This is a genomic window from Pseudomonas sp. USHLN015 (genome assembly GCF_037153275.1).
GTDB classification, from domain to species: domain Bacteria; phylum Pseudomonadota; class Gammaproteobacteria; order Pseudomonadales; family Pseudomonadaceae; genus Metapseudomonas; species Metapseudomonas tohonis.
In genome coordinates, this window is the sequence record NZ_JBBCKP010000006.1 from 297,103 (window position 1) to 323,634 (window position 26,532).

26 protein-coding genes are annotated in these 26,532 nt (G+C 67.1%); 15 read left to right on the forward strand and 11 right to left on the reverse strand.

All coding sequences use genetic code 11. From position 1 onward, the window contains the following. Nucleotides 1-7 precede the first annotated feature (7 nt). Nucleotides 8-898: a LysR family transcriptional regulator gene (locus WFQ67_RS14505; protein ID WP_213626204.1), complete on the forward strand. Its 891-nt coding sequence runs from the start codon at nucleotides 8-10 to the stop codon at nucleotides 896-898. 22 nt (nucleotides 899-920) lie between these two features. Here the strand turns inward: WFQ67_RS14505 and WFQ67_RS14510 are convergent, their stop codons facing one another. After that, entirely contained in the window at nucleotides 921-1,373 is a 453-nt protein-coding gene (locus WFQ67_RS14510; protein WP_173172678.1) for a flavodoxin, read from the reverse strand. A 102-nt stretch (nucleotides 1,374-1,475) separates the two neighbouring features. Here WFQ67_RS14510 and WFQ67_RS14515 point away from each other — a divergent pair, with 102 nt between their 5' ends. Continuing rightward, nucleotides 1,476-1,919 carry a PAS sensor domain-containing protein gene (locus tag WFQ67_RS14515; RefSeq protein ID WP_021217027.1) on the forward strand — a complete coding sequence of 148 codons (444 nt, stop codon included), beginning with the start codon at nucleotides 1,476-1,478 and terminating at the stop codon, nucleotides 1,917-1,919. 193 nt (nucleotides 1,920-2,112) lie between these two features. On the opposite strand, the gene WFQ67_RS14520 is transcribed toward WFQ67_RS14515, so the two are convergent. After that, nucleotides 2,113-3,063: a MerR family transcriptional regulator gene (locus WFQ67_RS14520; RefSeq protein WP_213626205.1), complete on the reverse strand. Its 951-nt coding sequence runs from the start codon at nucleotides 3,061-3,063 to the stop codon at nucleotides 2,113-2,115. 283 nt (nucleotides 3,064-3,346) lie between these two features. Here WFQ67_RS14520 and WFQ67_RS14525 point away from each other — a divergent pair, with 283 nt between their 5' ends. The 7 genes from WFQ67_RS14525 (at nucleotide 3,347) to WFQ67_RS14555 (ending at nucleotide 7,295) form a co-directional block, all read left to right on the forward strand. Then, nucleotides 3,347-3,916 carry an antibiotic biosynthesis monooxygenase gene (locus WFQ67_RS14525; protein WP_337057282.1) on the forward strand — a complete coding sequence of 190 codons (570 nt, stop codon included), beginning with the start codon at nucleotides 3,347-3,349 and terminating at the stop codon, nucleotides 3,914-3,916. A gap of 208 nt (nucleotides 3,917-4,124) precedes the next feature. Further along, nucleotides 4,125-4,835: a dihydromonapterin reductase gene (gene folM / locus WFQ67_RS14530; protein ID WP_213626207.1), complete on the forward strand. Its 711-nt coding sequence runs from the start codon at nucleotides 4,125-4,127 to the stop codon at nucleotides 4,833-4,835. Nucleotides 4,836-4,857: 22 nt separating this feature from the next. Then, nucleotides 4,858-5,418: a GTP cyclohydrolase I FolE gene (folE, locus tag WFQ67_RS14535; protein WP_337057284.1), complete on the forward strand. Its 561-nt coding sequence runs from the start codon at nucleotides 4,858-4,860 to the stop codon at nucleotides 5,416-5,418. A gap of 2 nt (nucleotides 5,419-5,420) precedes the next feature. Next, nucleotides 5,421-5,792 (forward strand): dihydroneopterin triphosphate 2'-epimerase, encoded by a 372-nt coding sequence (folX, locus tag WFQ67_RS14540; protein WP_031286921.1) that lies wholly within the window; start codon nucleotides 5,421-5,423, stop codon nucleotides 5,790-5,792. Between the two features lie 100 nt (nucleotides 5,793-5,892). After that, nucleotides 5,893-6,186 (forward strand): DUF1244 domain-containing protein, encoded by a 294-nt coding sequence (locus WFQ67_RS14545; protein ID WP_111260030.1) that lies wholly within the window; start codon nucleotides 5,893-5,895, stop codon nucleotides 6,184-6,186. Then, nucleotides 6,183-6,521 carry a HopJ type III effector protein gene (locus WFQ67_RS14550; protein ID WP_337057285.1) on the forward strand — a complete coding sequence of 113 codons (339 nt, stop codon included), beginning with the start codon at nucleotides 6,183-6,185 and terminating at the stop codon, nucleotides 6,519-6,521. Before WFQ67_RS14545 ends, WFQ67_RS14550 begins: the two co-directional genes overlap by 4 nt. A 171-nt stretch (nucleotides 6,522-6,692) precedes the next feature. Further along, nucleotides 6,693-7,295 carry a putative glycolipid-binding domain-containing protein gene (locus WFQ67_RS14555; RefSeq protein ID WP_173172669.1) on the forward strand — a complete coding sequence of 201 codons (603 nt, stop codon included), beginning with the start codon at nucleotides 6,693-6,695 and terminating at the stop codon, nucleotides 7,293-7,295. A 105-nt stretch (nucleotides 7,296-7,400) separates the two neighbouring features. Here the strand turns inward: WFQ67_RS14555 and trxB are convergent, their stop codons facing one another. Further along, a complete protein-coding gene (gene trxB / locus WFQ67_RS14560) occupies nucleotides 7,401-8,357 on the reverse strand; it encodes a thioredoxin-disulfide reductase (protein WP_337057286.1) in 957 nt (318 codons plus the stop codon). Nucleotides 8,358-8,633: 276 nt separating this feature from the next. Here trxB and cysZ point away from each other — a divergent pair, with 276 nt between their 5' ends. Continuing rightward, complete coding sequence (gene cysZ, locus WFQ67_RS14565) at nucleotides 8,634-9,383, forward strand: sulfate transporter CysZ (protein ID WP_337057287.1); 750 nt, start codon at nucleotides 8,634-8,636, stop codon at nucleotides 9,381-9,383. A 68-nt stretch (nucleotides 9,384-9,451) separates the two neighbouring features. Then, nucleotides 9,452-10,666: a glycosyltransferase family 4 protein gene (locus tag WFQ67_RS14570; RefSeq protein WP_337057288.1), complete on the forward strand. Its 1,215-nt coding sequence runs from the start codon at nucleotides 9,452-9,454 to the stop codon at nucleotides 10,664-10,666. On the opposite strand, the gene WFQ67_RS14575 is transcribed toward WFQ67_RS14570, so the two are convergent. From WFQ67_RS14575 to WFQ67_RS14595, 5 genes are all read right to left on the reverse strand, one after another. Beyond that, nucleotides 10,667-11,626, reverse strand: coding sequence for a DegV family protein (locus WFQ67_RS14575; RefSeq protein WP_337057289.1), 960 nt, complete (start codon nucleotides 11,624-11,626; stop codon nucleotides 10,667-10,669). Nucleotides 11,627-11,812: 186 nt separating this feature from the next. After that, nucleotides 11,813-12,922 carry an NADH:flavin oxidoreductase gene (locus WFQ67_RS14580; protein WP_337057291.1) on the reverse strand — a complete coding sequence of 370 codons (1,110 nt, stop codon included), beginning with the start codon at nucleotides 12,920-12,922 and terminating at the stop codon, nucleotides 11,813-11,815. 59 nt (nucleotides 12,923-12,981) lie between these two features. Then, the gene (locus WFQ67_RS14585) at nucleotides 12,982-13,572 is read right to left on the reverse strand and encodes a TetR/AcrR family transcriptional regulator (RefSeq protein ID WP_337057292.1); all 591 of its coding nucleotides are present in this window, start codon (nucleotides 13,570-13,572) and stop codon (nucleotides 12,982-12,984) included. Between the two features lie 487 nt (nucleotides 13,573-14,059). Beyond that, complete coding sequence (locus WFQ67_RS14590; RefSeq protein ID WP_173172655.1) at nucleotides 14,060-14,542, reverse strand: glutathione peroxidase; 483 nt, start codon at nucleotides 14,540-14,542, stop codon at nucleotides 14,060-14,062. 137 nt (nucleotides 14,543-14,679) lie between these two features. Next, on the reverse strand, nucleotides 14,680-15,165 hold the full coding sequence (locus WFQ67_RS14595) for an FKBP-type peptidyl-prolyl cis-trans isomerase (protein WP_111260020.1): 486 nt from the start codon (nucleotides 15,163-15,165) through the stop codon (nucleotides 14,680-14,682). On the opposite strand from WFQ67_RS14595, the gene WFQ67_RS14600 reads away from it, so the two are divergent. The 4 genes from WFQ67_RS14600 (at nucleotide 15,134) to WFQ67_RS14615 (ending at nucleotide 19,808) form a co-directional block, all read left to right on the forward strand. Further along, the gene (locus WFQ67_RS14600) at nucleotides 15,134-15,463 is read left to right on the forward strand and encodes a DUF3565 domain-containing protein (protein WP_213626215.1); all 330 of its coding nucleotides are present in this window, start codon (nucleotides 15,134-15,136) and stop codon (nucleotides 15,461-15,463) included. The genes WFQ67_RS14595 and WFQ67_RS14600 overlap by 32 nt on opposite strands. Next, nucleotides 15,463-16,647 carry an acetate kinase gene (locus WFQ67_RS14605; protein WP_337057294.1) on the forward strand — a complete coding sequence of 395 codons (1,185 nt, stop codon included), beginning with the start codon at nucleotides 15,463-15,465 and terminating at the stop codon, nucleotides 16,645-16,647. Before WFQ67_RS14600 ends, WFQ67_RS14605 begins: the two co-directional genes overlap by 1 nt. Before the next feature lie 9 nt (nucleotides 16,648-16,656). Further along, the gene (gene pta, locus WFQ67_RS14610) at nucleotides 16,657-18,735 is read left to right on the forward strand and encodes a phosphate acetyltransferase (protein ID WP_337057295.1); all 2,079 of its coding nucleotides are present in this window, start codon (nucleotides 16,657-16,659) and stop codon (nucleotides 18,733-18,735) included. Nucleotides 18,736-18,899: 164 nt separating this feature from the next. After that, a complete protein-coding gene (locus tag WFQ67_RS14615) occupies nucleotides 18,900-19,808 on the forward strand; it encodes an acyltransferase (protein ID WP_337057296.1) in 909 nt (302 codons plus the stop codon). Nucleotides 19,809-20,059: 251 nt separating this feature from the next. Here WFQ67_RS14615 and WFQ67_RS14620 read toward each other — a convergent pair whose 3' ends face one another. The 3 genes from WFQ67_RS14620 to WFQ67_RS14630 form a co-directional block, all read right to left on the reverse strand. After that, a complete protein-coding gene (locus WFQ67_RS14620; RefSeq protein ID WP_337057297.1) occupies nucleotides 20,060-20,371 on the reverse strand; it encodes an EthD family reductase in 312 nt (103 codons plus the stop codon). 143 nt (nucleotides 20,372-20,514) lie between these two features. Beyond that, on the reverse strand, nucleotides 20,515-22,650 hold the full coding sequence (locus WFQ67_RS14625; RefSeq protein ID WP_213626218.1) for a putative bifunctional diguanylate cyclase/phosphodiesterase: 2,136 nt from the start codon (nucleotides 22,648-22,650) through the stop codon (nucleotides 20,515-20,517). Continuing rightward, nucleotides 22,631-26,377: a response regulator gene (locus WFQ67_RS14630; RefSeq protein ID WP_337057299.1), complete on the reverse strand. Its 3,747-nt coding sequence runs from the start codon at nucleotides 26,375-26,377 to the stop codon at nucleotides 22,631-22,633. The genes WFQ67_RS14625 and WFQ67_RS14630 overlap by 20 nt, the downstream gene beginning before the upstream one ends. Nucleotides 26,378-26,532: the final 155 nt, after the last annotated feature.

Sequence of the window (26,532 nt, forward strand, 5' to 3'; positions counted from 1 at the left end):
TACTTAAATGGAATTCAACCAGCTCCGCAGCTTCGTCGAGGTCGTCCGCCAGGGCGGCTTCACCCAGGCCGGGCGTGCCCTGCATGCCACCCAGTCGACCATCAGCAAGCAGGTCGCGCAGCTGGAACAGCGCCTCGACGTGCAACTGCTCGAGCGCAACGGCCCGCACCTGCGCCTCACCGAGGCCGGCGCACTGGTGCTGCGCCGCGCCGAGGAGATGCTGCGCCTGCGCCAGGACCTGCAGAGCGAGCTGCACGACCTCAGCCAGCTGAAACGCGGCGAGTTGCGCCTGGGCCTGCCGCTGCTGGGGGGCGAGGTGCTGTTCGCCGAGCTGTTCAGCGAATACCGGCGGCGCTACCCGAACATCAACGTGCACCTCGCCGAGGGCGGCAGCAAGCTGCTGGAGCAGGCCATCCTGCAGGGCGAGCTGGAGCTCAGCGGCAGCCTCACGCCCACCGATCCGGCGTTCGATCACCAGCCGTTCTGCAACGAGCCGCTGGACGTGCTGCTGCCAGCCGACCACCCGCTGCACGACCAGCAAAGCCTGGCCCTGGCGCAGCTCGCCGACTCGGCCTTCCTGCTCTACCAGCAGAGCTTCACCCTCAACGACCGCCTGCTGCAGGCCTGCAAGCAGGCCGGCTTCACCCCGCGCGAGGCCGGGCGCAGCGGCCAGGCGGACTTCCTCGCCGCGCTGGTGGCGGCCGGCCAGGGGGTGGTGCTGCTGCCGCGCATCGTCGCCCGCCAGCTGGAACGGCCGGGGATCATCCGGCTGCCCCTGCGCGAACCGGACCTGCGCTGGGACATCGCCTTCGTCTGGCGACGCGGCGGCTACCTGTCGAAGGCGGCGCAGGCCTGGCTGGCGTTGTTGCGGGAGAAGGGACCGCTGGCCCGGCCCTGAGCGGGCCGCAGCCGGGGCAGGATCAGGCGCCGCGCAGGGCCTGGATGAGCCCGGCGATCCAGGGCTCGGCGTCGACTTCGGGGGTCACGGTCTCGCTGGAGTCCACACGCAGCATCTCCACGACTTCACGGATGCCCAGCTCGGCGTAGAGCTCGCGCACCTGCTCGCCACCGCCGCAGAACAGGTCGTAGCTGGAGTCGCCCAGGGCCAGCACGGCGCCGGGGCGGCCGCGCCAGTCGGGGAGCTGGTCGCGGATGCTGTGGTAGAGCGGCAGCAGGTTGTCCGGCAGTTCGCCCATGCCGGTGGTCGAGGTCACGGTGAGGAAGGCGTCCGGGGCGAAGGCCTTGAGCTCGTCGAGCCCCATGTGGGCCTTGTGCCAGGCCTCGAAACCGGCGGCCTTGAGCAGGCGCTCGGCATGGCGGGCAACTTCTTCGGCGGTGCCATAGACCGACCCGGAGAGAATGGCGACTTTCATGACAACTCCTGAAACGTTGGCAAACGGCGCGCATTATGCCGCAAGTGGAAAGCCTGGGCCGATGTCTTAGAATCTCGGAGCCACCGAACCGAGAGCCACTACATGATCAACGCCAAGCTGCTGCAACTGGTGATCGACGCGTCCAACGACGGCATCGTCGTCGCCGAGCAGGAGGGCGAGGACAACATCCTCATCTACGCCAACCGCGCCTTCGAACAACTCACCGGCTACGCCCGCGACGACATCCTCTATCAGGACTGCCGTTTCCTGCAGGGCGAGGACCGCGACCAGGTCGCCCTCGCCGCCATCCGCCAGGCGATTCGCAAGGGCGAACCGTGCCGGCAGATCGTGCGCAACTACCGCAAGGACGGCAGCCCCTTCTGGAACGAGCTGTCGATCACCCCCGTGTTCAACGAGGGTGACCAGTTGACCTATTTCATCGGCATCCAGAAGAACGTCACGCCCGAGATCGAGGCACGGCAGCGGGTCCGCGAGCTGGAGGCGGAAGTGGCGGCCCTGAAGGCGGAGCTGGCGGCCAAGGGCTGAACTGCCGAGCCGGAACGAGACGCCCCGCGCGAGGCGGGGCGTCTTGTGGGAATAAAAGACCGGCGGCCGAAGAGGAACAAGGAGGGGGACGCGTTGGCGGCCGGTTGCGCAGTTGGAAGGCTCACCACCAATTCTTGTACATAAAATAGATTTGTACAGGAATCGCATCGAAAATTTTTAGACCCGCGTCAAATCAGGTGTCCAGGTGCCCCGCGAGGAACTGCGCCAGGCGCCGCTGCATCGAGCGACCGTCGCTGCCCAGGCAGGCGACGGGCGAGCCATCGAGGCTGTCCCCCAGGAGGTCCGCCGCCTCGCCGGCCAGGGCCAGGGGGCAGTCGAGCGTCAGGGCCAGACGTGACAGGCGGCTGGCCGCATCGTCCTGCGGCGGGTGGTTGGAGAACAGCACCAGCGCCTGGGGCCGCATCTTCTCGCAGACCAGCGCCAGCTCCTGGAGGGGTTGCTCGAGCCCCAGGACGCTGACCGCCACCTCATCGCTGCCCATCAACAGGCCGGCCACCAGCAGCTCGAGTTCGCGGCATTCGCCGGGAATGGGCGCCAGCAGCACACGGTCATCGGCGAGATTGCGCGCCAGCTGCAGGCGCTGCAGCACCCGCGCGCGCAGGAAGGCGTCGAGGAAGGCCCATTCGCTGGCCGCGCCGTATTCGTCCTGGCGCAGCAACAGGTCGCGCCACACCGGCATGAGGACATCCTGGAACGCCACCGGGACCGGGTAGGTGGAGAACACCTGGCCGTAGAGACGCTCCACGCCCGCTTCGTCGAAGCCCGCCAGGACCCGGCGCAGCTGCGCCTGGAGCTCGACCCACTCGGCGCTCGCCACGCCCTGGTAGGCCGGCACCGCCGGGGCCTTGGCCTGGGCGCTGCGGGCCAGGATGGTGCCCACCTTGCTCACCGCCACGCCGCGGTCCATCCAGGCGAGGATGTTGCGCACCGCCTCGATGTCGGCGAAGGAATAGAGGCGATGGCCGCTGTCGGTGCGGGTCGGCTTGATCAGGCCATAGCGTCGCTCCCACGCACGCAGGGTGACCGGGTTGACGCCAGTGAGGCGGGAAACCTCGCGGATGGGGAACAGTTCTTCCTGCTGCATGGCGATATCGGCCTGAGGGGCGGCGGCGGGTTCGATCATGATCGGCTGCGGTGGATGGACGATGCGGCTGAGTTTAACCCAGCACGGGCCTCGCGCTCGAATGCATGTCTGACGGGCGGGCGCACCAGCCTGGTGCGATGTGCGCCAGCCGACGCGGCGCCAGCGACCGGCTGTCCGCCTGCAACCCGCGAGAAGACGTACCCCTGGAGATTTTTGGCGAATCCGGAATAATCCTTGCCTCTTCGAATACGCAGCCCATCACCCCGGGCTGCGTTTCGCGCCCCGCCTACCCGGCCGGGTGCCCGTTCAGTGGAGATACACGATGTCTGCCGACCCCGTCACCCTCATGGTGGCGCGCCGCGTTTCCCGCGAGCGCTATTCCGATTTCATGGCCTGGCTGCGCGAAGGCGAGCAACTGGCTGCCGACTTCCCCGGCTACCTCGGCTCCGGCGTGCTCGCGCCGCCTCCTGAAGACGACGAATTCCAGATGATCTTCCGCTTTGCGGACGAGTCGACCCTGTCGGCCTGGGAGCACTCCGCTTCGCGCCGCGCCTGGCTGGAGCGCGGCGCCGGCCTCTTCGAGCAGCCCCATGAACACCGCGCCCTGGGCCTGGACGCCTGGTTCGGCAGTGCCGATCGCCGCCCGCCACGCTGGAAGCAGAGCGTGGCCATCTGGCTGGCGTTCTTCCCGGTGTCGCTGGGTTTCAACCTGTGCTTCGGCCCCTGGCTGGCCGACCTGCCGCTGGTCCTGCGCATCCTCCTGAGCACCCTGGCGCTGACGCCGTTGATGACCTACTGGTTCATCCCGCTGTCCACCCGCCTGCTGGCCCTCTGGCTCAACGCACCGGCGCCAAGCACCCGCCGCCCGGGCGCCACCGCGCCCTCGCGATAACGTCACAAAGGTTGTACAGGCACGACACCTGTACAACCACAAAACGCGCCCACCCCCTCTATAACCCCACACAAATCAAGGCCTTGGCTGAAATCGAAGTCGGAATCCGTATTTTTGCGGCGCCAACAATTGTACAAATACGGGCATCTGGTATAAGTTTTCAGCATTCCGCCCCTCCCCGGGCATCGTCCTGCCTCGAGGCCCCCCCATGAGCCCTTCGGCCGCTCCCATCCTGATCACCGGCGCCAGCCAGCGCGTGGGCCTGCATTGCGCCGAGCGCCTGCTGGACGACGGCCAGCCGGTGATCATCAGCTACCGCACCGAGCGCGATGGCGTACACCGCCTGCGTGAGCGCGGGGCCTGCGTGATCGCGGCGGACTTCTCGGATGAAGCCGGGATCCTCGCCTTCATCGAACGCCTCAAGGCCGCCACCCCGCACCTACGGGCCATCGTGCACAACGCCTCCGACTGGCTCACCGAAGCCCCCGGCCACGAGGCCGAGGCCTTCCAGCGGATGTTCAGCGTGCACATGCTGGCGCCCTACCTGATCAACCTGCACGCCGAGCCGCTGCTGCGCCACGGCGGCCCGGCCGACATCGTCCACATCAGCGACGACGTGGCGCGCAAGGGCAGCGAGAAGCGCATCGCCTACTGCGCCAGCAAGGCCGGGCTGGACAACCTCACCCTCTCCTTCGCCGCGCGCTACGCCCCGGCCATCAAGGTCAACGGCATCGCGCCGGCGCTGGTGATGTTCAACGACAACGACGACGCGGCGTACCGCGAGAAGACCCTGGCCAAATCCGCGCTGGGCATCGAGCCGGGCGCCGAGGTGGTCTACCAGGGCCTGCGCTACCTGCTGGACAACCCCTACGTCACCGGCACCACCCTGACACTGAACGGTGGCCGTCACCTCATATGAGGCGGCCGCGAGGAAACCATCGATGAGCGAACAACTGCCCCACCATTACCGGGAAATCCTTCTCGGCCTGGGCGAAGACCCGCAGCGCGAAGGCCTGCTGGACACCCCCAAGCGCGCCGCAAAGGCCATGCGCTACCTGTGCCACGGCTATGAACAATCGCTGGACGAGATCGTCAACGGCGCGCTGTTCGCGTCCGACAACGACGAGATGGTCATCGTGCGGGACATCGAGCTCTATTCACTCTGCGAGCACCACCTGCTGCCCTTCATCGGCAAGGCCCATGTGGCGTACATTCCCACCGGCAAGGTGCTGGGGCTGTCCAAGGTGGCGCGCATCGTCGACATGTTCGCGCGCCGGCTGCAGATCCAGGAGAACCTGACCCGGCAGATCGCCGAGGCGATCCGCGACGTGACCGGCGCGTCAGGTGTGGCCGTGGTCATCGAGGCCCAGCACATGTGCATGATGATGCGTGGCGTGGAGAAGCAGAATTCGCAGATGCTCACCTCGGTGATGCTCGGCGCCTTCCGTGAGAGCTCGACGACCCGTCACGAATTCCTGCAACTGATTGGACGGAGCAAGTAACAATGCCGCGACTGGAGCCCGGAATGGCGCGAATCCGCGTCAAGGACCTGCGCCTGCGCACCTTCATCGGGATCAAGGAAGAGGAGATCCTCAACAAGCAGGACGTGCTGATCAACCTGACCATCCTCTACCCCGCCGTGGAGGCCGTGGAAGGCAACGACATCGAGCACGCGCTCAACTACCGCACCATCACCAAGGCGATCATCCGCCACGTCGAGGAGAACCGCTTCGCCCTGCTGGAGCGCCTGACCCAGGAGATCCTCGACCTGGTCATGGCCAACCCCAGCGTGCGCTACGCCGAGGTGGAAGTGGACAAGCCCCACGCCCTGCGTTTCGCCGAGTCGGTGTCCATCACCCTCGCCGGCCACCGCTGAGGCAATCCCTTGATGCCCGGCCGCTCGCCGGGCATTGCCGCAGCCGCGAGCCACTCTTATCATCCCGGCGCACCCGCCACCCGAGCCCAGGAGTACTGCGATGAACGAGCAAGAACGCCTCGAACTCGAAGCCGCCGCCTTCCGCCAACTGGTCCAGCACCTGCGCAGCCGCCCGGACGTGCAGAACATCGACCTGATGAACCTCGCCGGCTTCTGCCGCAACTGCCTGTCCAAGTGGTACAAGGCCGCCGCCGACGACCTCGGCGTCGAAGTCACCCCCGACCAGGCCCGCGAAGAGGTCTACGGCATGCCCTATGCCGACTGGAAGGCCAAGTACCAGAAAGAAGCCAGCGCCGAGCAGCAAGCGGCCTTCAACAAAGCGAACAAAGAATGACCCTGATCGATTTCCGCGCCCGCCTGCGCAGCGGCCAGCACGCCTTCGCCGACACCCTGGCGTTCATCGCCGCAGGCTACGACTACCAACCCACCGCCTTCGCCAACGGCAAGGTGGAGAACGCCGCCGGGCAGAACGAGGGCTCCTGCAAGACCCTCGGCCTGGCCCTGCTCGAAGGCCTCGCCCTGGAAGAGGCGCTGCTGGCCTTCGGCGAGCACTACCGCGCCGTCCTTGCCACGCCGCAAGGCAGAGACCACGGCAACATCCGCGCCCTCATGGAAACCGGCCTGGCCGGTGTTCGCTTCGACGGCGAGCCGCTCAAGCGCAAGGCCTGAGGCGGTGCCGGGCAGCGCTCCGGGCTGCTGCTCATCTGTCAGAGAAAGCTGACATACGTCACAAAGGGAACAACGTATCCTGCGCGACGTAACGGGAACACCAGGGACGGTGTCCTACGCATATACGCCCGTTGTGCGTTCCCCTTCCCGTGCAGTTTCGGAGTCGCATGGATGCAACAGACCCTCGTTTGGAAACCCTGGACCAACCCCGGCATCGAGAACCTGCGCCTGCATGTCGACAGCGCCGGCATCCACGCCAGCAGCCACCTCATGCTCAGTGCCGGCGGACAGAGCTTCGCCGCCACCTACGTGCTCGACTACGACCCCTGCTGGCGCTTCCGCAGCCTGTGGATAAAGGTCGACAACCATGGCCAGGCCAGCCTGCGCCTGCAGCGCGACATCCGAGGCCAGTGGCGCCTGGACGGCCAGCCGCGCGGTGACCTCGACGCCTGCCAGCAGGTGATGCTCTCCGCCAGCCCCTTCACCCATACGCCGATCCTGCAGCGCAGCGCCCTTGAGTGCGGCCAGAGCGAGGAGGTGCAGATCGCCTTCATCGACCTGCCCAGCCTCGCCGTGCAGGCTCGCAGCCAGCGCTATCAATGCCTGCGCAGGCAAGCGGAACAGACCCTCTACCGTTGCGAACCCCAGGGCCGGCACAGCACTGAACTTGCCCTCGACCCCAACGGCCTGGTGCTCAAGGCCAGCGACCAGTTCCTGCGCATCAGCGCCCGCACCCTGAGCCTGGACGAATTGCCCATCAGCACCCTGGTGTGAATCCCGCACCATGGAAAAGCCCCGCCGAAGCGGGGCTTTTTGTTCACGAGGATGACGTGCACCGCAGGTTGGCGCCGAGCGCAGCGAGGCCCGACACCTGGACAGTCACATTCCTCGGACCTCGTCGAGATACCGCTCCACATCCAGCGCCGCCATGCACCCGGCACCCGCCGAGGTGATGGCCTGGCGGTACACGTGATCGGCCACATCGCCCGCCGCGAACACGCCGGGGATATTGGTGGCGGTGGCATTGCCGTCGCGGCCGCCGTTGACCACCAGGTAGCCGTCGCGCAGGGCCAACTGGCCGTCGAACAGCGAGGTGTTGGGCGTATGGCCGATGGCGACGAACAGGCCGTCCACCTTGAGTTCGTCGGCACTGCCGTCGTTGTTGCGCAGGCGCACGCCGGTGACACCCATGTCGTCGCCCAGCACCTCCTCCACCTGGGCGTTGAGCTTGAGCACGATGCGGCCTTCGGCGATGCGTGCCTTGAGCTTGTCCTGGAGGATCTTCTCGGCACGGAAGGTCTCGCGGCGATGCACCAGGGTCACCTTGCTGGCGATGTTGGCCAGGTACAGCGCCTCCTCCACGGCGGTGTTGCCACCGCCCACCACCGCCACCTCGCGGTTGCGGTAGAAGAAGCCGTCGCAGGTGGCACAGGCGGACACGCCCTTGCCCATGAAGCGCTCCTCCGACGACAGCCCCAGGTAACGGGCGCTGGCGCCGGTGGCGATGATCAGCGCGTCACAGGTGTATGTACCGCTGTCACCGCGCAGGGTGAAGGGCCTGCCGGCGAGGTCCACGGCATTGATGTGGTCGAAGACGATCTCGGTCTCGAAGCGCTCGGCGTGCGCCTGCATGCGCTGCATCAGCGCCGGGCCGGTGAGGCCGTGGGGGTCGCCGGGCCAGTTGTCGACTTCGGTGGTGGTGGTCAGCTGGCCGCCGGCCTGCATGCCGGTGATCAGCAGCGGCTTGAGGTTGGCACGCGCGGCATAGACGGCCGCGCTGTAACCGGCGGGGCCGGAGCCGAGGATGATGACCCGTGAATGGCGCGTGGCGGACATGACTGACACCTCGTGAAATAAAAGGAGGTCACTGCGGGCACTTGGGGAAGGCTTTGGAAGTGCAGCGACCTCGCGAACCGTCGGGGCCGGCGGGATGAGCGCCCGGGCCCCGAAATTGCTGGCAAGGCTATCGGGCGCCACCCGGGCACGGAAATACGCATTCCTTATCCCGACCATAGGGCGGTCCTATCGCTGGATGGGAAGCGCGACGCAGCCGCTTTTACCGGTCACGCAAAGCCGGTAAGGTCGCGCCATGTCCACCCTCTGGAGTCCTCGATGCCCGCCCCCGCCCTGTCCGGCCCGCAATACCTCGGCGAAGGCCTGAAACTCATCCTCAGCCCCGGCCTGCGCCTGTTCGTGCTGCTGCCGCTGACGCTCAACCTGGTGCTGTTCATCGCCCTGATCGGCTTCGCCATGCAGCAGTTCAGCGGCTGGGTCGATGCCTTCATGCCCAGCCTGCCGAGCTGGGCGAGCTTCCTCGAATACCTGATCTGGCCGCTGTTCGTGATCCTGGTACTGCTGTTGGTGTTCTTCAGCTTCACCATGATCGCCAACATCATCGCCGCGCCGTTCAACGGCTTCCTTGCCGAGAAGGTGGAGGTGGTGGTGCGCGGCCAGGACGACTTCCCCCCCTTCAGCTGGGCCGAACTCACCGCCATGGTGCCGCGCACCGTGGGCCGCGAGCTGCGCAAGCTGGGCTACTTCCTGCCACGGGCCATCGGCCTTCTGGTCCTCAGCTTCATCCCCGGGGTGAACCTGGTGGCGACGCCGCTGTGGTTCCTCTTCGGCGTGTGGATGATGGCCGTGCAGTACATCGACTACCCGGCGGACAACCACAAGCTCGGCTGGAACGAGATGCTCGCCTGGCTGCGCGAGAAGCGCTGGCAGAGCCTGGGCTTCGGCGGCTCGGTGTACCTGGCGCTGCTGATCCCCTTCGTCAACATCGTGATGATGCCCGCCGCCGTGGCCGGGGCCACCCTGTTCTGGGTCCGCGAAGGCGGCGAAAAGGCCCTGCCGCAGGCCTGAACCACCCCGCCCCGGCCACTCGCGCCGGGGCTGTCACCCAGCCGTCATACAAATTTCACACTGGCTACATGGCGCTGATCGACACTGCATCCATGAGCCTGCTGCCCCTGAACATCTCGCTGATCAGCGAAACCTTCCTGCCGGAGATCAACGGCGTCGCCAATACCCTGGCGCGCCTGTGCGACGGCTTGCGCGCCCGTGGCCACCGCCTGCAACTGGTGCGCCCGCGCCAGGCCTGCGACCAGGGGGTCAAGAGCAGCGACGAGCTGCTGCTGGTGCGCGGCTGGCCACTGCCCGGCTACCCCGGCCTGCAATGGGGCCAGTCGAGCCTGCACAAGCTGCTCGCGCGCTGGAAGCGCAAGCGCCCGGACGTGCTCTACATCGCCACCGAAGGCCCGCTCGGCCTCTCCGCCCTGCGCGCCGCGCGGCGCCTGGGCATCCCGGCGATCAGCGGCTTCCACACCAACTTCCAGCAGTACACCGGGCACTACGGCGTCGGCCTGCTGACCCGCCTGATGACCAACTACCTGCGCTGGTTCCACAACGCCTCGCAACTGACCCTGGTGCCCAGCGCCAGCCAGAGCGAGGAGTTGCGCCGTCGCGGCTTCGAGCGCCTGGCGCTGCTCTCGCGCGGCGTCGACGGCCAGCTGTTCAACCCGGCCCGGCGCTGCGCCGCATTACGTGAATCCTGGGGCCTGGGGGCGGACGACATCGCCGTGCTGCACGTCGGTCGCCTGGCGCCGGAGAAGAACCTCAAGCTGCTCGGCCCGACCTTCCGTGCCCTGCAGCAGGCTTATCCACAGAAGACCATGAAGCTGATCCTGGTGGGCGACGGGCCGCAGCGTGCGCAACTCCAGGCGGAACTGCCGGACGCCCTGTTCCGTGGCCTGCAGCGGGGCGAGGAGCTGGCCAGGCACTACGCCTCCAGCGACCTGTTCCTGTTCCCCAGCCTCTCCGAGACCTTCGGCAACGTGGTGCTCGAAGCCCTCGCCTCCGGGCTCGGCGTGGTGGCCTTCGACCAGGCCGCGGCGGCGCAGCATATCCGCCACGGGCACAACGGCGCACTGGCGATGCCGGACGTGCCGGTGACCTTCAGCGATGCCGCCTGCTGGCTGCTGGAAGACAGCGAGACCCTGCGCCGGGTGCGCCTGAACGCGCGCCAGCATGCGGGCCGCCAGGGCTGGGAAGCGATCATCCAGCAGTTCGAACAGCACCTGCACAGCGTCCACAAGGCGCCGCCCGAGCCCCAGCCGGCGCCGGGGCTGGACCGCCTGCAGCGCTGATCAGCCGAAGGGACGGGGCGGGGCGGCGAAGGCCAGGCTCAGGGCGCCCTTGCCCAGGTTGATGGCCCCGGTGGGGCTGAGCATCGCCACCTGCAGGTTCACCTCGCGCTGGGCGCAGGTCGCCTCCAGTTGGGCGAACCCCGGCAGGTCGCGTACCACCGACAGGTCACCCGCATAGCTCAGGCACAGCTGCGGGGCCAGCAGCTCGCCCGCCAGCACCTGGGCGGTGGCGTGGGCCAGCAGCTTCTGTGCCGCGCGCTCGAAGCTGGGCGCCAGCGAAACGGGCTTGTCCTCGCCCTGCTGCACGCTGATCACAGGTTTCACCTCCAGCAGCGAGCCCAGCCCCAGCGCCGCGCCGCGCATGCGGTCGAGCAGGCCGCCGCGCTCGCCCTTCTGGAAGCCGCGCCGGCGCAGGTGGCCGAGGTCGTCGGCGATGAGGAAGGTGCAGACGCTTTCCGACAACTGCTCCAGGCGCGCACGCACGGCGCTCGGGTGGGCGCCACCGGCGATCAGCCGGGCCGCCTCGGCAGCGAGCACGGCACTGCCGGCGAACATGCTGCGGCCATCCACCACGCGCATGGCGAAGGGGCTGTTGAGGCCGGCCTCGGCACGGCGCTCGCGGTAATGCTGGAGCAGGCCGAAGGAGGCCTGGGTGGCGTGCTCGAAGATCGGGCTGCGCAGGCTGGAGATGGTCAGGCAGATGACGTGGTCGTAGGCGGTCACCAGCTCTTCGAGGAACCACTGCTGCATCTCCGCCACCGACAGCGCGTCGCTGTGGTCCTCGGGGGCGACGCTGGCCAGTTGCTCGGCATAGAACTGCCGCGTGGCTTCCGGCACGCGACGGTCCACCAGGGCGTCCCGCCCCAGGTGGATACGGATCGGCAGCACACGGATGCCGTGGGCGGCGAGGAATTCCTGAGGCAGGTCACAAGTGGCATCCACTACCAGTCCAGTGCGCATGACGACTACTCCTTCGGCCGGTGAACCGGCGCTTGTTGTGATGTTCGCGACCATGCGCCTTCCACCCGGCCAAGTCAGCCCAACCGATTGAGGGTTCGACGGGATATCGCGAGGCATAAAAAAGCCCCGCACGAGACGGGGCTGGAAATGGGTGCGCCGGCCAGGCCGGCGCACCGGGGGTCATGCTCAGACCAGGCTGGTCAGGGCGTCGCGGCTGAACGGCAGGATGTCCTGCATGCGGCCTTCGCGGACCTTGGTCGCCCAGTCCGGGTCCACCAGCAGGGCGCGGCCCACAGCCACCAGGTCGAACTCCTCCTTATTCAGGCGCTCCAGCAGGCCTTCGATGTTGGCCGGCTGGGCGACCTTGTCGGTCTTGACCATGAACTGCAGGAACTCGCCATCCAGGCCGACGCTGCCGACGGTGATGGTGGGCTTGCCAGTGAGCTTGCGGGTCCAGCCGGCCAGGTTGAGGTCGGAGCCTTCGAACTCCGGCTCCCAGAAGCGGCGGGTGGAGCAGTGGAAGATGTCCACGCCGGCCTCAGACAGCGGCTTGAGGAAGCCTTCCAGCTCTTCCGGGGTCTGCACCAGTCGGGCGGTGTAGTCCTGCTGCTTCCATTGGGAGAAGCGGAAGATGATCGGGTAGTCGGGGCCGACGGCCTCGCGCACGGCCTTGATCACTTCGATGGCGAAGCGCGAGCGGTTGGCCAGGCTGCCGCCGTAGCCGTCGGTGCGCTGGTTGGTGCCTTCCCAGAAGAACTGGTCGATCAGGTAGCCGTGGGCACCGTGCAGCTCGACGCCGTCCATGCCGATGGCCTTGGCGTCACGGGCGGCCTGGGCGTAGGCGGCGACGACCTCGTCGATGTCCTGCTGGGTCATGCCGTGGACCACCACCTGGCCGTCCTTGAGCTTCTCGCTGGGGCCGTAGCCGGGGACGCTGGCGTCCGGCTCGGTGCCCAGGCGGCGGACGTTACCGACGTGCCACAGCTGCGGGACGATCTTGCCGCCTTCGGCGTGCACGGCCTCGACCACCTGCTTCCAGCCGGCCAGGGCGTCCTCGCCGTAGAAGCGCGGGACGTGGGGGTAACCGTTGGCGGCCTGGTGGCCGATGGTGGTGCCTTCGGTGACGATCAGGCCGACACCGGCTGCGGCACGGCGGCGGTAGTACTCGACCACCTGCTCGGTGGGCACGCCGCCCGGGGAGAAGGAACGGGTCATGGGCGCCATCACCACGCGGGTCGGCAGCTCCAGGGCGCCGAGGCGGAAGGGGGCGAACAGGGCGTCTACGGATGCGGTCATCGGGGTCTCCTGATTCCGGCCAAGTGACCGGTCGTCTCGTTAATGGGCTTTTTAGGGGGTCACACCCGCAGCAGGCGCTGCAGGCGGGTCATGAAATCCAGCAGCGGCCGGGCGCCGGCACCGACTTTGAGGCGGGTGAGCACGCCCTGCCAGGCGTTGGCGATGAAGCCGGCGAGGTTGGCGCAGTCTTCGTCGGCCGGTAGCTCACCGGCACGCTGGGCCTCTTCCAGGCAGGCCTGGAGGATGTCCGCCGAGCGCTGCAGGATGGCGTCCACCTGGGCACCGATGGCCGGCGACAGTTCGGCCATCTCGAAGCTAAGGCTGCCGATGAAGCAGTGGTATTCCAGCTTCTCGTGGCGGGTGAAGTGGCTGACCAGTTCACCGTAGTAGTCGAGCACCCGCTGGCATGGGCTCTTCACCGGGTCGGACAGGGCCTGGGCATAGCGCTCGAGGCGCGGCGAGTAAAGGTAGTCCAGCGCCTGCAGGGCGAAATCCTCCTTGCTGGCGAAGTAGTGGTAGAAGGACCCCTTGGGAATCCCCGCCGCCTGGACGATCTCCTGCACACCGGTGCCGTGGTAGCCCGAGCGGGTCATCACGCCGGTGCCCTTGGCCAGGATCAGGTCACGCTTGTCGAGTCGGATGCTGTTCATGGCGGCGAGCATATGACCGGTCGTCTCGCCCGGCACAGCACTATTGATCAGGGTGATTTTGGGTCAGAAAGCAGGCGCGGCTTACCCGAGGGTAATGGCCTGTCGTTGAGGTAATCAGGTGCGGGCCGATCGCGAATGAATTCGCTCCCACAAGGGCGGCGGCACTGCGCACCGCTTGGCGACTGAAGTCGCTCCTACAAAGCCCCCCAGCCGTCACGGACATGACCGATGTGTAGGGTGGAAGTCGCTTTTTACTTCCACCAGGCGGAGTTGGGGGATGCGCCGTGGATTGGCCGTAGGGCGGGTAAAACCCGCGAAGAAGTGGGCAAGGAGTCGTCGGGTTGCACCCGACCTACGCACTGGGCCAGAAGAGCGGTGGGCTGAAGCCCACCCTACGAAGAGCGTCGCAGCCCTGGCTCGGAGACCGGGAAATGGTGGATGAGAGGAGCGCCATCCACCCTTACCGCCGTCGAGCAGGGGGAGCGACTCAGCCCAGCGCCTTCTCGATGGCCAGCACCAGCGCGGGATCGTCCGGGGCGGTACGCGGGGAGAAGCGTGCCAGCACGCGGCCGTCCTGCCCGACGAGGAACTTCTCGAAGTTCCAGGTGATGTCGCCGGGGAACTCGGCGCCCTCTCCCGCCAGCAGGCGATACAGCGGATGACGCCCCGGCCCGTTGACCTCCAGCTTGCTGCCCAGCGGGAAGCTGACGCCGTAGTTGAGGCTGCAGAACTCGCGGATCTCGTCCTCGCTACCCGGCTCCTGACCGGCGAACTGGTTGCAGGGCAGGCCGAGCACGGTAAAGCCCTTGTCGCGGTACTGCTGGTAGAGCTTTTCCAGCCCGGCGTATTGCGGTGTCAGCCCGCACTTGGAGGCGACGTTGACCACCAGGACCACCTGCCCCTTGTAGGGCGCCAGAGGCAGCTCCTGACCGTCGAGGGCACGCAGGTTGAGGTCGTGGAATGCACTCATGACAAACTCCTGGATCGTCGCAAGGGGAACAACGCAGCGGGACAAAAAAGGCGCCCGTAGGCGCCTTTTCGGTTGATCAGAGCTTAGCAGCCCGATGGCGACAGAGCGTTGCCGCAAGTCGCCTGGCCGCCCGCCGATCAGTGGTGGTGACCACCTTCGCCATGGATATGCCCGTGGGCGATCTCTTCGGCGTTGGCTTCACGCACGTTGACCACTTTCACGTCGAAGTTCAGGCGCTGGCCGGCCAGCGGGTGGTTGCCGTCGACGGTCACGTCGTCGCCGTCGATGTCGCGGATGGTGACGATCTGCATGCCGCCGTCCGGGCCCGACGCATGGAACTGCATGCCGACTTCCAGTTGATCGACGCCTTCGAACATGGCGCGGCTGAGGGTGGCGACCAGCTCGGCGCTGTATTCGCCGTAGGCTTCCTCGGGCTCGATGGCGACCTTGATCGCATCACCGGCCTGCTTGCCTTCCAGGGCCTTTTCCAGGCCGACGATGATGTTGCCGGAACCGTGCAGATACACCAGCGGCGCGCCGCCAGCGGAGCTGTCGATGACCTCACCGGCATCATTGGTGAGCGTATAGTCGATGGAGACAGCCTTGTTGGCGGCAATCAGCATGGTGCGAGACCTTTTGGAGAAGATTGAAGAACGTGCAAGTCTAACTGCCAAGACGGCCGATTGCGACCCGAAGGCTGACGGACGGATCGTACGCTTGCTTGACTTCCGCCAGGATGACGAAGGCCATTGGGTGGCAGTCTTGACCTGCGGCCACACCCAGCACCTGCGCCACCAGCCGCCCTGGCAATCGCGCGCCTGGGTGCTGGACCCGGCACAACGCGAAGCACGGCGCGGTCAGCCTTTTTCCTGTGGCTGGTGCGCCCGTGGCGCGGCCCCCGAAACTACCAAGGAGCAATGATGCCCTCACGCAACATTCTGGTGATCAACTGTGGCAGCTCGTCGATCAAGTTCGCCCTGGTCAGCGAGGCCCATTCGCAATTCCCCCTGTTCGGCATCGCCGAGCGCCTGGGCAGCCGTGACGCCGAGCTGCGCTGGCAACGCGGCGGCGACAAGGACAGCCTGATGATCCCCAATGGCGACTACCGCGTCGCCCTCTCGCAGTTGCTCCCCCTGGTGCAGGCGGCCACCGGCGGCAAGCTGCACGGCATCGGCCACCGCGTGGTGCACGGTGGTGAACGCTTCACCTCGGCACATCGCCTGAACAGCGAGGTGATCGCCGCGATCCGCGCCATCGCCCCCCTCGCCCCGTTGCACAACCCGGCGGCATTGCAAGGCATCGAAGCGGCCATGAGCGTCTACCCGCAACTCCCCCAGGTGGCGGTGTTCGACACCTCCTTCCACCAGAGCCTGCCCGAGCACGCCTACCGCTACGCCGTGCCGGAACAGCTCTATCGCGATCATGGCGTGCGCCGCTACGGTTTCCACGGCACCAGCCACCGCTACGTCAGTCACCGTGCGGCCGAAATTGCCGGGCTGTCCATCGGCGACAGCAGCTGGCTCTCGGCGCACCTGGGCAACGGCTGCTCCACCTGCGCCATCGTCGACGGCCAGAGCCGCGACACCAGCATGGGCCTGACGCCCCTCGAAGGCCTGGCGATGGGCACGCGCAGCGGCGACATCGATCCCAATCTGCACAGCCACCTGGCCAGCACCCTGGGCTGGAGCCTCGAAGAGATCACCCGCGTGCTCAACAGCGAGAGCGGTCTCAAGGGACTGTCCGGGCTCTCCAACGACATGCGTGCCCTTGAACAGGCGCGCGAGCAGGGCCACCCCGGCGCCACCCTGGCCATCGAGGTGTTCTGCTACCGCCTGGCGAAGAGCCTGGCGGCCATGAGCTGTGCCCTGCCGCAGCTGGACGGCCTGATCTTCACCGGCGGCATCGGCGAGAACTCGCCGCTGATCCGCAGCAAGACGGTGGCGCACCTGAAGCTCTTCGACCTGGCCATCGACAAGGAGGCCAACGCCCGCTGCATCCGTGGCATCGCCGGGCCAATCCACAAGTACGGTCACACGCGCATCCTCGTGGTACCGACCAACGAGGAGCGGCAGATCGCCCTCGATACCCTCGCCCTGCTCAACTAAGGCGGCTCCATGCATACATTCTTCATCGCCCCCACCGGTTTCGGCGTCGGCCTCACCTCCATCAGCCTGGGCCTGGTGCGTGCCCTGGAACTGGCCGGCCTCAAGGTCGGTTTCTACAAGCCCATCGCCCAGCCCCACCCGGGTGATCGCGGGCCCGAGCGCTCCAGCGAACTGATCGCCCGCACCCACGGCCTCACGCCCCCCAAGGCGCTGGAGCTGTCACAGGTCGAGCGCATGCTCGGCGACGGCCACCTCGACGAACTGCTTGAGGAAATCGTCAGTCGCTACCAGCAGGCCGCCGAAGGCAAGGACGTGGTGATAGTCGAGGGCATGGTGCCCACCCGCCACGCCAGCTATGCCGCACGGGTCAACTTCCACCTGGCCAAGAGCCTCGACGCCGAGGTGATCCTGGTTTCCGCGCCGGAGAACGAGACCATCACCGAGCTCTCCGACCGCATCGAGATCCAGGCCCAGCTGTTCGGCGGGCCGCGCGATCCGAAGGTGCTCGGGGTGATCCTCAATAAGGTGCGCGAGGCCGACTTCGCCACGCAGATCCGCGAGAACTCCTCGCTCCTGCGCAGTGACGACTTCCGCCTGCTCGGCTGCATCCCCTGGGAGGACGAACTGAACGCCGCGCGCACCCGCGACGTGGCCGACCTGCTCGGCGCCCGGGTGATCAACGCCGGCGACTACGACCAGCGCCGCGTGCAGACCATCGTCCTCTGCGCCCGCGCCGTGCCCAACACCGTGCCGCTGCTCAAGCCCGGCGTGCTGGTGGTGACCCCGGGCGATCGCGACGACATCATCCTCGCCGCCAGCCTCGCCGCCATGAACGGCGTGCCGCTGGCCGGCCTGCTGCTGTGCAGCGACTTCCCGCCGGACCCGCGCATCATGGAGCTGTGCCGTGGCGCCCTGCAGGGCGGCCTGCCGGTGCTCGCCGTGGCCACCGGCTCCTACGACACGGCCACCAACCTCAACCGCATGAACAAGGAAATCCCGGTGGACGACCGCGAGCGCGCCGAGAAGGTCACTGCCTTCGTCGCCCGCTTCCTCGACCAGGACTGGCTGCGCGACCGCTGCGGCACCCCGCGCGAGCTGCGCCTCTCGCCACCGGCCTTCCGCCACCAGTTGGTCAAGCGCGCGCAACTGGCCGGCAAGCGCATCGTCCTGCCCGAGGGCGCCGAACCCCGCACCGTGCAGGCCGCCGCCATCTGCCAGGCCCGCGGCATCGCCCGCTGCGTGCTGCTGGCCAAGCCCGAGGACGTGCAGGCAGTCGCCGCCGCCCAGGGCATCGTCCTGCCAGAGGGGCTGGAGATCCTCGACCCCGACCTGATCCGTCCACGCTACGTCGAACCCATGGTCGAACTGCGCCAGGGCAAGGGCCTCAACGCGCCCATGGCCGCCGCGCAACTGGAGGACAGCGTGGTTCTGGGCACCATGATGCTGGCCCTGGACGAGGTCGACGGCCTGGTCTCCGGCGCCGTGCACACCACCGCCAACACCATTCGCCCGGCCCTGCAGCTGATCAAGACCGCGCCCGGCTACAAGCTGGTGTCCTCGGTGTTCTTCATGCTGCTGCCGGAGCAGGTGGTGGTCTACGGCGACTGCGCGGTGAACCCCGACCCGAGTGCCGCCGAACTGGCCGAGATCGCCCTGCAGAGCGCCGACTCCGCCGCCGCCTTCGGCATCGAACCCAAGGTGGCGATGATCAGCTACTCCACCGGCGACTCCGGCAGCGGCGAGGAAGTGGAAAAGGTCCGCGAGGCCACCCGCATCGCCCGTGCCGCGCGCCCCGACCTGCTGATAGACGGCCCGCTGCAATACGACGCCGCCGCCATCGACAGCGTCGGCCGGCAGAAGGCGCCCAACAGCCCGGTGGCCGGCCACGCCACGGTGTTCGTGTTCCCCGACCTGAACACCGGCAACACCACCTACAAGGCGGTGCAGCGCAGCGCCCAGGTGATCAGCGTCGGGCCGATGCTGCAGGGCCTGCGCAAACCGGTGAACGACCTCTCCCGCGGCGCCCTGGTGGACGACATCGTCTACACCATCGCCCTCACTGCCATCCAGGCGGCGACCCGCGGCTGAGTACCGCGCCTGGCGGGTGGCCGTGCCGCCCGACCAGGCGGTCACCCTTGCCGCTTGCAGTTCAGTGAACAGGCGTTAACCTGTGCCACCACTGGCCCCGCCGCGTGCGCGGCATCCCCTCAACAGGGCGGCACAGACCGCCCGGAAACGAGGTCACGACCTTCATGCTGAGCTTTCTTCCCGCCTTCGTTCGCGGCGTACTCGCCTCCCTGCTGCTGGCGCTCAACACCCTGTTCTGGTGCTGGCCGCTGTTCGCCGTCACCCTGCTCAAGCTGATCCTGCCGTTCCGCCCGGCGCGCCTGGCGCTGAACTGGGTGGTGAACTTTATCCACGAAGCCTGGGTGACCTGCAACAAGGGCTGGATGAACCTGGTGCGCGATACCCGCTGGAAGGTGGAGGGCCTCGACGGCCTCGACTACCAGCACTCCTACCTGGTCACCAGCAACCACCAGAGCTGGGTGGACATCCTGGTGTTGCAGTACGTGCTCAACCGCCGCATCCGCCCGCTGAAGTTCTTCCTCAAGCAGGAACTGATCTGGGTCCCGGTGATCGGCCTGTGCTGGTGGGCGCTGGAATTCCCCTTCATGAAGCGCTACTCCAAGGCCTACCTGGCCAAGCACCCGGAGAAGAAGGGCAAGGACCTGGAAACCACCCGCCGCACCTGCGACAAGTTCCGTGACAACCCGGTGGGCATCTTCAACTTCCTCGAAGGCACGCGCTTCACCGAGGGCAAGCACCGCGAACAGGCCTCGCCCTTCAAGTACCTGCTCAAGCCCAAGGCGGGCGGCATCGCCTTCGTCCTCGACGCCATGGGCGAGCAGATGCAGGCGCTGCTCAACGTCACCATCCACTACCCGGAAGGCAACCCGAGCTTCTGGACGCTGATGGCCGGCGACATCCCCGAGATGATCGTGCGCATCCAGGCGATGCCGATTCCCCAGGAGTTCATCGGCCGCAGCTACGACCAGGACGAGAACTACCGCAAGACCTTCCAGCTCTGGGTCAACCAGCTGTGGGAAACCAAGGACGCCGAGCTGGAGCAGCTGCACCGGCAGTTCCCGCCGAGCCGCTGAGGCATCGCCCCGGAACGCGAAAGCCCGCCTATCGGCGGGCTTTTTCATGGGGGCAGACTGCAATGATCGCCCCGTAGGGCGGGTGAAACCCGCAATGTACCGCGCCCAGACGCGTCTGGTTACACCCGACCTGCATCATCCTCACATCGCACCCTAGTAGGTTGGGCTGAGGCACGAAGCCCAACACAGCGATGCCGAATCTCGCACCGTCGGGCCTCGCTGCGCTCGGCACCAACCTACGGTGTTCCCTTTCAGCACGACAGCACCTCGTCCACCTGCAGCAGCGGGGCGATGTTGGTGTAGCGCGGGATGTCCTCGTTGATCGCCTGGCCGTTCTTGCGCAGCGTCGCCTGCAGGCTGTCGATGGACTTGATCCAGATGTTGGCCAGGCACAGGAAGGGCGCGGCCGAGCCATCGCCGGAAGCGAGCCCCTTGCGCACTTCGACCTTGACCAGGTTGTCCCCCAGCATCTCGCTCACCATTGGGATGTGCGTCTTGAGGTAGTAATCGAAATCGAAGGTGCCGCCCTCGTTGTTCGGATAGGCCACAAACAGGCAATACATGGGAAAACTCCTTGGGTTGGCCGGCTGCACGGGCGCGCCGTGGGGCAAGTGTAGGACGCCCCATGAGGGGCGCTTGCCATCATTTGGTCGTAGTCGCGGATGAGCATGTGGGCGACGCCCGCGCCGGGCGCCGCGCCTCGGCTTCAGCTCTGCGGCTTGAAGCTCGCCCAGTCCACCTGCAGCGGGAAGTTCTCCGCCTTGGCCACCGGCAGCCCGGGGGAGACCAAAAAGCCCTGCATGATCGAGCAGCCATGGTCGATCAGCCAGTCGCGCTGGGCCAGGGTTTCCACCCCCTCGGCGATGACCTCCAGGCCCAGGTGGCTGCCCAGGTCGATGATGGTGCTGACCACGGCGGCGTCGCGCGGCGACTCCAGCATGTTGGAGATGAACAGCCGGTCGATCTTCAGCGTGTCCAGCTCGAAGTGGCGCAGGTAGGCGAGCGACGAGTAGCCCGTGCCGAAGTCGTCGATGGCGATGCGCACGCCCAGCTCGCGCAGCTGGCGCAACTGCTCGCGGGTGTTGTCCAGGTCCTGCATCAGCGCGCTCTCGGTGACCTCCACTTCGATCTGCGACGGCTTCAGCCCGTGGGTCGCCAGCACCTCGCGCAGGGCGTCCACCAGCGTCGGCATGCCGAACTGCACCGGGCTGAAGTTGATGCTGATCACCAGGTCCTCGCCGAAACGCTCGCGCCACTGGGTGCACTGGCTGACCCCCTGTTCGAGGATCCAGTCGCCCAGGCGGTTGATCAGCCGGGTCTCCTCCAGCAGCGGGATGAACACGTTCGGGGCGACCGTACCGGCGACCCGGTGCTCCCAGCGCAGCAGCGCCTCGAAACCACGCAGTCGGCCGCTGTCGAGGTAGATCTGCGGCTGGTAGACGAGCACGAAATCATCCTGCTCGATGGCGTTGCGCAGGCTTTCCTCCAGCATCAGCCGCGACCGGGCGCGGCCATTCATTTCCGGGGAGAAGAAGCGGTACTGCTGGCGCCCGGCGCGCTTGGCCTCGTACATGGCGATGTCCGCGGCGCGCAGCAGGCCGTCCACCGTCTGCCCGCACTCGGGGAAGCAGGCGATACCGACGCTGGCACCCAGGGTGATGTCGATGCCGTCGATGCGGTAGCGCACCGAGACCAGTTCGATCAGCTTCTCGGCCACCCGCGCCGCGTCCTCCGGATGCTCCAGCGAATCGATCAGCGCGGTGAATTCGTCGCCCCCCATGCGCGCGAGGATGTCGTAGGGGCGCAGGCAGGTCTTGAGCTGTTCGGAGACTCGCCGCAGCACCTGGTCGCCAGCGTCATGGCCGAGCGAGTCGTTGATGCGCTTGAAACCGTCGAGATCAAGGTAGAGCACCGCCATGCGCTTGCCGCTGCGCTCGATACGAGCCAGAGCGGCATCCAGGGACTGGTGGAAACCACGCCGGTTGAGCAGACCGGTGAGCGCGTCTGTGATGGCCTGGGACTCCAGCTGCGCATGCAACTGCCGCACGGTCGACATGTCCAGGCTGATCACCACCATCGAGCGCTGCGCCCGTGGCAGCGGCGCGCAGGACAGCGTCACCGGCAGGGTGCTGCCGTTGAGGGTGTTGAGCACCGCGTCGTGCAGGCGATAGGGCTCGCCGCGCTTCCAGTGGCGATAGAACTCGGAGAGGCGCCAGTCGCCGGCGATCTCGGGGCTGGCGATCAGCGAGAGGAAGCTGCCGCCCTCCAGGTCGGTGACCGAGCCCTGCAGCATCAGCGCCATGGCCGGGTTGGCGAAGTTGACGATACCGTCCTCGCCGACCACGAGGATGCCCTCGGCGGCGTTCTCCAGCACCGAGGCGTTGAAGGCGCGCGCGCTGTCCAGCTGCTGGGTCAGCTGCAGCAGGTCACGGCGGTTGCGCTCGTGCTCCAGCAGGGACTGCACCTTGTGCCGCAGCACCTGCGGGTCGAAGGGCTTGAGGATGAAGTCCACCGCGCCGCTGGCGTAGCCGCGCAGCACGGCTTCCTGGGTATGGGCGATGGCGGAGATGAAGATGATCGGGGTGTAGCGCGTGTGCGGGCTGCCGCGCATCAACCGGGCGACCTCGAAGCCGTCCATCTTCGGCATCTGCACGTCGAGCAGCACCAGCCCCACCTGCTCCTCCAGCAGCACCTGCAGGGCCGCCTCGCCGGAATCGACGGTGCGCACGTCCCAGGTGGAGTCTTCCAGCACCGCCTCCATGGCGGCCAGGTTCTCGTGGCGGTCATCGACCACCAGGAGGATGTTCTCGGGCCCCTTGAGCTTAGGCAGTGGCTGCGTCATTGCCGCCTCCGGACACTTCCAGCCAGCGATGGAGCAGGTCGATCAGTTCCTGGCGGCTCACGGGCTTGGCCAGATAGTCGTCAGCACCTGCGGTAATGCACTTTTCCCGGTCCCCCTTCATCGCATGGGCCGTGAGCGCGATGATCGGGATGTTGCAGCCGTGCTCGTCCTTGAGCAGGCGGGTTGCGGTGTATCCGTCCATGTTGGGCATCGCCATATCCATCAGAATCAGGTCGAAGGGTTCACGCTGGTAACACTCGATGGCCTCCAGGCCATCCCGCGCGGCGCTGACTTCGAGGCCGACCTCGTCCAGCAGCGCACTGAGCGCATAGATATTGCGCACGTCGTCATCCACCAGCAGCACCCGCAGCCCCTGCAACGAGGTGCGCCCTGTACCGCCCGGCACCTCGCCGGCCTGGGCACGGACGCTGCCGAGGAATCCCTGGACGGCCGAACTGAGCTCCTGCAGGTCGTCGCCCGACTTGCGCACCACCACCGCCGAATAGCGGCGCAGGCGCTGCAGGGTCTGCAAGGTGACGTCCACCCCAGTGTTGATCACCACACGCGAGTCAGCCAGCGGGCGCTGTCGATCGAGGCTGTCGAGCAGGTCGAAACCGTCCTGGTCGGGCAGGTCCAGGTCCACCACCAGTGCGGAGAAACGCCCGTCCGCATAGGCCTGGCGCGCGCCCTCGGCGCTGCTGGTGGCCGTCACGGAGAAGCCCAGCTCCTCCAGGTGGTCGCGGTAATGATCACGTTCGATGGCGACGTCCTCCACCAGCAGCAGGCGATGTGGCTCCGGCGGCACGCTGGCCTCCAGGTCATCGAAGACCCGCTCCAGGTCCTCGCGTCCGATGGGTTTGACCAGGTAACGGGTGGAATCGTCCAACCAATCCGTCGGCTGGGGTACGCAGGAGATGATGTGCACAGGCGTGGTGCGATGCAGCGGCTGGCTGCGCAGGCGACGGAATATCTGCCAGCCGCTGACATCGGGCAGGAGGATGTCGAGGATCACCGCCGCGAAGCGCTCCTGCTGCAGCAGGGTGACGGCCTGGCGACCACTGCTGCAGAGCACCGTGGCGTAACCGTGGCCCTGGGCGGCCTCGGCGATGACGCTGGCGAAGTCGCCGTCGTCCTCGACGATGAGCACCGCCGGCCCCTCGCCGGCGCGCACCGGCCCGTGCTCGCCGGGAACCTCCTTCTCCACCTCGATGGCGACCGCCACCGGCAGCTCGACGATGAAGCTCGAACCCTGCCCCGGCTGGCTGACGATGCGGATCTCGCCATCGAGCGCGAGCACCAGCTGACGGGTGATGGCCAGGCCCAGCCCGGTGCCGCCGAAGCGCCGGCTGGTGGAGCCGTCGATCTGCTGGAAGGCCTGGAAGATGCGCTCGTGCTGTTCGGGCGGGATGCCGATGCCGGTGTCGCGCACGGTGAAGCGGAGGATCTCGCGACCATCACCGTCGGTCCTGTCGACCAGCCCGATGCTGAGCTCGACCTCGCCCTGTTCGGTGAACTTGAGGGCGTTGGACAGCAGGTTGCGCAGGATCTGGTGCAGCCGCACACGGTCGCTGTGGATGACCCGCGGTACGCCCGCCTCCACTTGGGTGATCAGGCGCAGGGCCTTGATCTCGGCCATCGGCCGCAGGCTGGCATCCAGCTCTACCAGCATGTCCTGGACGTTGAGCGGTTCAAGCTTGAGCTGCATGCGCCCGGCCTCGACCTTGGCCAGGTCGAGCACGTCGTTGATCAGTTGCAACAGGTCGCTGCCGGCGCGGTGGACGATATCGGCGTGGCGGGACTGTTTCTCGGTGAGGTTGCCGGCGCTGTTCTGACGCAACTGGTCGCTGAGGATGAGGATGCTGTTGAGCGGCGTGCGCAGCTCGTGGGACATGTTGGCGAGGAACTCGGACTTGTAGCGGTTGGCCAGGATCAGTTGCTCGGCCTGGTCACGCAGGCGCTGCTCGGCGGCCTTGCGCTCGCTGATGTCGATGACCACCGCCTGCACCCAGGTCTCGCGGCCACTGCGGATCGGCGACAGGCCGACCTCGAGGGGGATCATGCGGCCATCGCGGTGCTGGCCGAACAGCTCGCGGTTGTTGCCCATGCGGCGCGGCTCGGGGTTGCGCTGGAAGCCCTCGCGCAGCCCTACGTGGGCCTCGCGCAGGGCCTCGGGCAGCAGGCGTTCGACGGTGGCGCCGAGCAGCTCCTGGCGGCTGTAGCCGAACATGTGCTCGGCCTGGCGGTTGACCATGACGATGCTGCCGCGCAGGTCCACCAGGATGATGGCGTTGGGTGCCGCCTCAACCACCAGGCGGAAGCGCTCCTCGGCGGTGCGGCGCGCCTGCAGGTCCACCAGGTTGATCAGGTAGCGCGTGCCGTCGCGCTGCTGTAGCGAGGTCAGGCTCAGGGCCACCAGCCCCTGGCTGCCATCGTCCCGCTGGGTGACGAACTCGGCGGCACCATCACCATCTCCCTCTCCCCGCAGGCGCTCATCATCGAGCGTCTCGAGACGCGGCAGGAAACGGCGCACACGCTGCCCGCAAAGCAGCTCCGACTCGCAACCGAGCAGCTCGCCGGCGCTGCGGTTGGCCATTTCGATGCGCCCCTGCATATCGCACAGCAAGGTCGCCACCGGCAGGCGTTCCACCAGAACGCGCAGGCGCTCCTCACGCTCGCGCAAGAGACCCGAGGCCTGGTCGCTGGCGCTCAGCTCACGCTCGCGCAGGTAGAGATACCCGCCCACCAGCAGGGACAGCAGCACCACGGCAGCCAACCCCGTCCACAGGCTGTAGCTGAGCCGGCCGTCAACCAGCAGCGCCTCGTACTCGGGGGTACTGCTCACGGTCAGCATCCAGGTGCGGCCGAACAACTGGAGCTGGCGCTGCTCCTCGAAACGCGCCGGCCGGCCGTTGTCGTCGGGCAGTGCGAGCAAGGGGATCTGTACTTCGTTGTCGATCAGGCCGACGCGGTACAGGCGCCCCCGGTTGCCGAGGATGCCCTCCATCAGATCGTGCAGGCGGAAGGCCCCGGCCACGGCACCGATGAAGGCTTCGCGCCGCTCCTCGACCGTGGTGGCCGGCGCGTCGGGACGATACACGGGCATGTAGAGCAGCACGCCGCTCTGCTGGTCCTGTTCGGTTTCCTGCTTCAGCCGCAGGGGACCGGTGAGGCGCGCCTCGCCACTCTCCCGGGCCGACTGGATGGCCTGTGCACGCACCGGCTCGCTGAGCATGTCGAAACCCAGGGTACGGCGGTTGCGCCAATCCAGCGGGCTGGTGTAATCGACGACCAGGTACTCGTCGCGCTGGCCGGGTGGGAATACGCGGAAATCGCGGCGACCGGCGGCCTGGGTGGAACCGACGAAGTCGTTCAGCTCATCGCGCCTGAGGAAGCTGCTCCAGGCCAGGGCCTGGATACCGGGGTAGCGGTCCTGGAGATGCAACTGGTCGGCCGCCTTCGCCCACTCGTCCGGTTGGACGTCGGAGCTGCCCACCAGCAGGCCGGACATCCCCCGCAGCACCATTTCGTAGGCGCCCATGCGGGTTGCGAGACGCTCGGCGATCTCTTCGCTTTCCAGGCTGAAACGCCGTTGGTAATCGGCCTGGTTGCTGCTCTCAAGGGATATCCATTGCCACAAGACCAGGCCCCCGAGCCCCACCAGCAGCGCCAGCGCAACAGCCAGGGGCAGCCAGGGTTTTCTCGCGGAGGTGCCGGTTCGCTCGTCCATGCGTGCTCCTGTCCGTTCCTTCTCCGGAGGCTGGCTTTTCTCAAGCCTCCGACCGGCTATACGGGGCGCGTGAGGCACCCTGTTTCGGCAGTCTAGTCAGGAATCTGCAGCATGGCCTTGCGCCAGCAGAGAGACGACGGACGGCATGAAACGAC

Coding starts and splice junctions, on each gene's coding strand:
- WFQ67_RS14505 (WP_213626204.1), top strand. CDS start 8: ATGGAATTCAACCAGCTCCGCAGCTTCGTCGAGGTCGTCCGCCAGGGC.
- WFQ67_RS14510 (WP_173172678.1), bottom strand. CDS start 1,373: ATGAAAGTCGCCATTCTCTCCGGGTCGGTCTATGGCACCGCCGAAGAA.
- WFQ67_RS14515 (WP_021217027.1), top strand. CDS start 1,476: ATGATCAACGCCAAGCTGCTGCAACTGGTGATCGACGCGTCCAACGAC.
- WFQ67_RS14520 (WP_213626205.1), bottom strand. CDS start 3,063: ATGATCGAACCCGCCGCCGCCCCTCAGGCCGATATCGCCATGCAGCAG.
- WFQ67_RS14525 (WP_337057282.1), top strand. CDS start 3,347: ATGTCTGCCGACCCCGTCACCCTCATGGTGGCGCGCCGCGTTTCCCGC.
- folM (WP_213626207.1), top strand. CDS start 4,125: ATGAGCCCTTCGGCCGCTCCCATCCTGATCACCGGCGCCAGCCAGCGC.
- folE (WP_337057284.1), top strand. CDS start 4,858: ATGAGCGAACAACTGCCCCACCATTACCGGGAAATCCTTCTCGGCCTG.
- folX (WP_031286921.1), top strand. CDS start 5,421: ATGCCGCGACTGGAGCCCGGAATGGCGCGAATCCGCGTCAAGGACCTG.
- WFQ67_RS14545 (WP_111260030.1), top strand. CDS start 5,893: ATGAACGAGCAAGAACGCCTCGAACTCGAAGCCGCCGCCTTCCGCCAA.
- WFQ67_RS14550 (WP_337057285.1), top strand. CDS start 6,183: ATGACCCTGATCGATTTCCGCGCCCGCCTGCGCAGCGGCCAGCACGCC.
- WFQ67_RS14555 (WP_173172669.1), top strand. CDS start 6,693: ATGCAACAGACCCTCGTTTGGAAACCCTGGACCAACCCCGGCATCGAG.
- trxB (WP_337057286.1), bottom strand. CDS start 8,357: ATGTCCGCCACGCGCCATTCACGGGTCATCATCCTCGGCTCCGGCCCC.
- cysZ (WP_337057287.1), top strand. CDS start 8,634: ATGCCCGCCCCCGCCCTGTCCGGCCCGCAATACCTCGGCGAAGGCCTG.
- WFQ67_RS14570 (WP_337057288.1), top strand. CDS start 9,452: ATGGCGCTGATCGACACTGCATCCATGAGCCTGCTGCCCCTGAACATC.
- WFQ67_RS14575 (WP_337057289.1), bottom strand. CDS start 11,626: ATGCGCACTGGACTGGTAGTGGATGCCACTTGTGACCTGCCTCAGGAA.
- WFQ67_RS14580 (WP_337057291.1), bottom strand. CDS start 12,922: ATGACCGCATCCGTAGACGCCCTGTTCGCCCCCTTCCGCCTCGGCGCC.
- WFQ67_RS14585 (WP_337057292.1), bottom strand. CDS start 13,572: ATGAACAGCATCCGACTCGACAAGCGTGACCTGATCCTGGCCAAGGGC.
- WFQ67_RS14590 (WP_173172655.1), bottom strand. CDS start 14,542: ATGAGTGCATTCCACGACCTCAACCTGCGTGCCCTCGACGGTCAGGAG.
- WFQ67_RS14600 (WP_213626215.1), top strand. CDS start 15,134: ATGGAGACAGCCTTGTTGGCGGCAATCAGCATGGTGCGAGACCTTTTG.
- WFQ67_RS14595 (WP_111260020.1), bottom strand. CDS start 15,165: ATGCTGATTGCCGCCAACAAGGCTGTCTCCATCGACTATACGCTCACC.
- WFQ67_RS14605 (WP_337057294.1), top strand. CDS start 15,463: ATGCCCTCACGCAACATTCTGGTGATCAACTGTGGCAGCTCGTCGATC.
- pta (WP_337057295.1), top strand. CDS start 16,657: ATGCATACATTCTTCATCGCCCCCACCGGTTTCGGCGTCGGCCTCACC.
- WFQ67_RS14615 (WP_337057296.1), top strand. CDS start 18,900: ATGCTGAGCTTTCTTCCCGCCTTCGTTCGCGGCGTACTCGCCTCCCTG.
- WFQ67_RS14620 (WP_337057297.1), bottom strand. CDS start 20,371: ATGTATTGCCTGTTTGTGGCCTATCCGAACAACGAGGGCGGCACCTTC.
- WFQ67_RS14625 (WP_213626218.1), bottom strand. CDS start 22,650: ATGACGCAGCCACTGCCTAAGCTCAAGGGGCCCGAGAACATCCTCCTG.
- WFQ67_RS14630 (WP_337057299.1), bottom strand. CDS start 26,377: ATGGACGAGCGAACCGGCACCTCCGCGAGAAAACCCTGGCTGCCCCTG.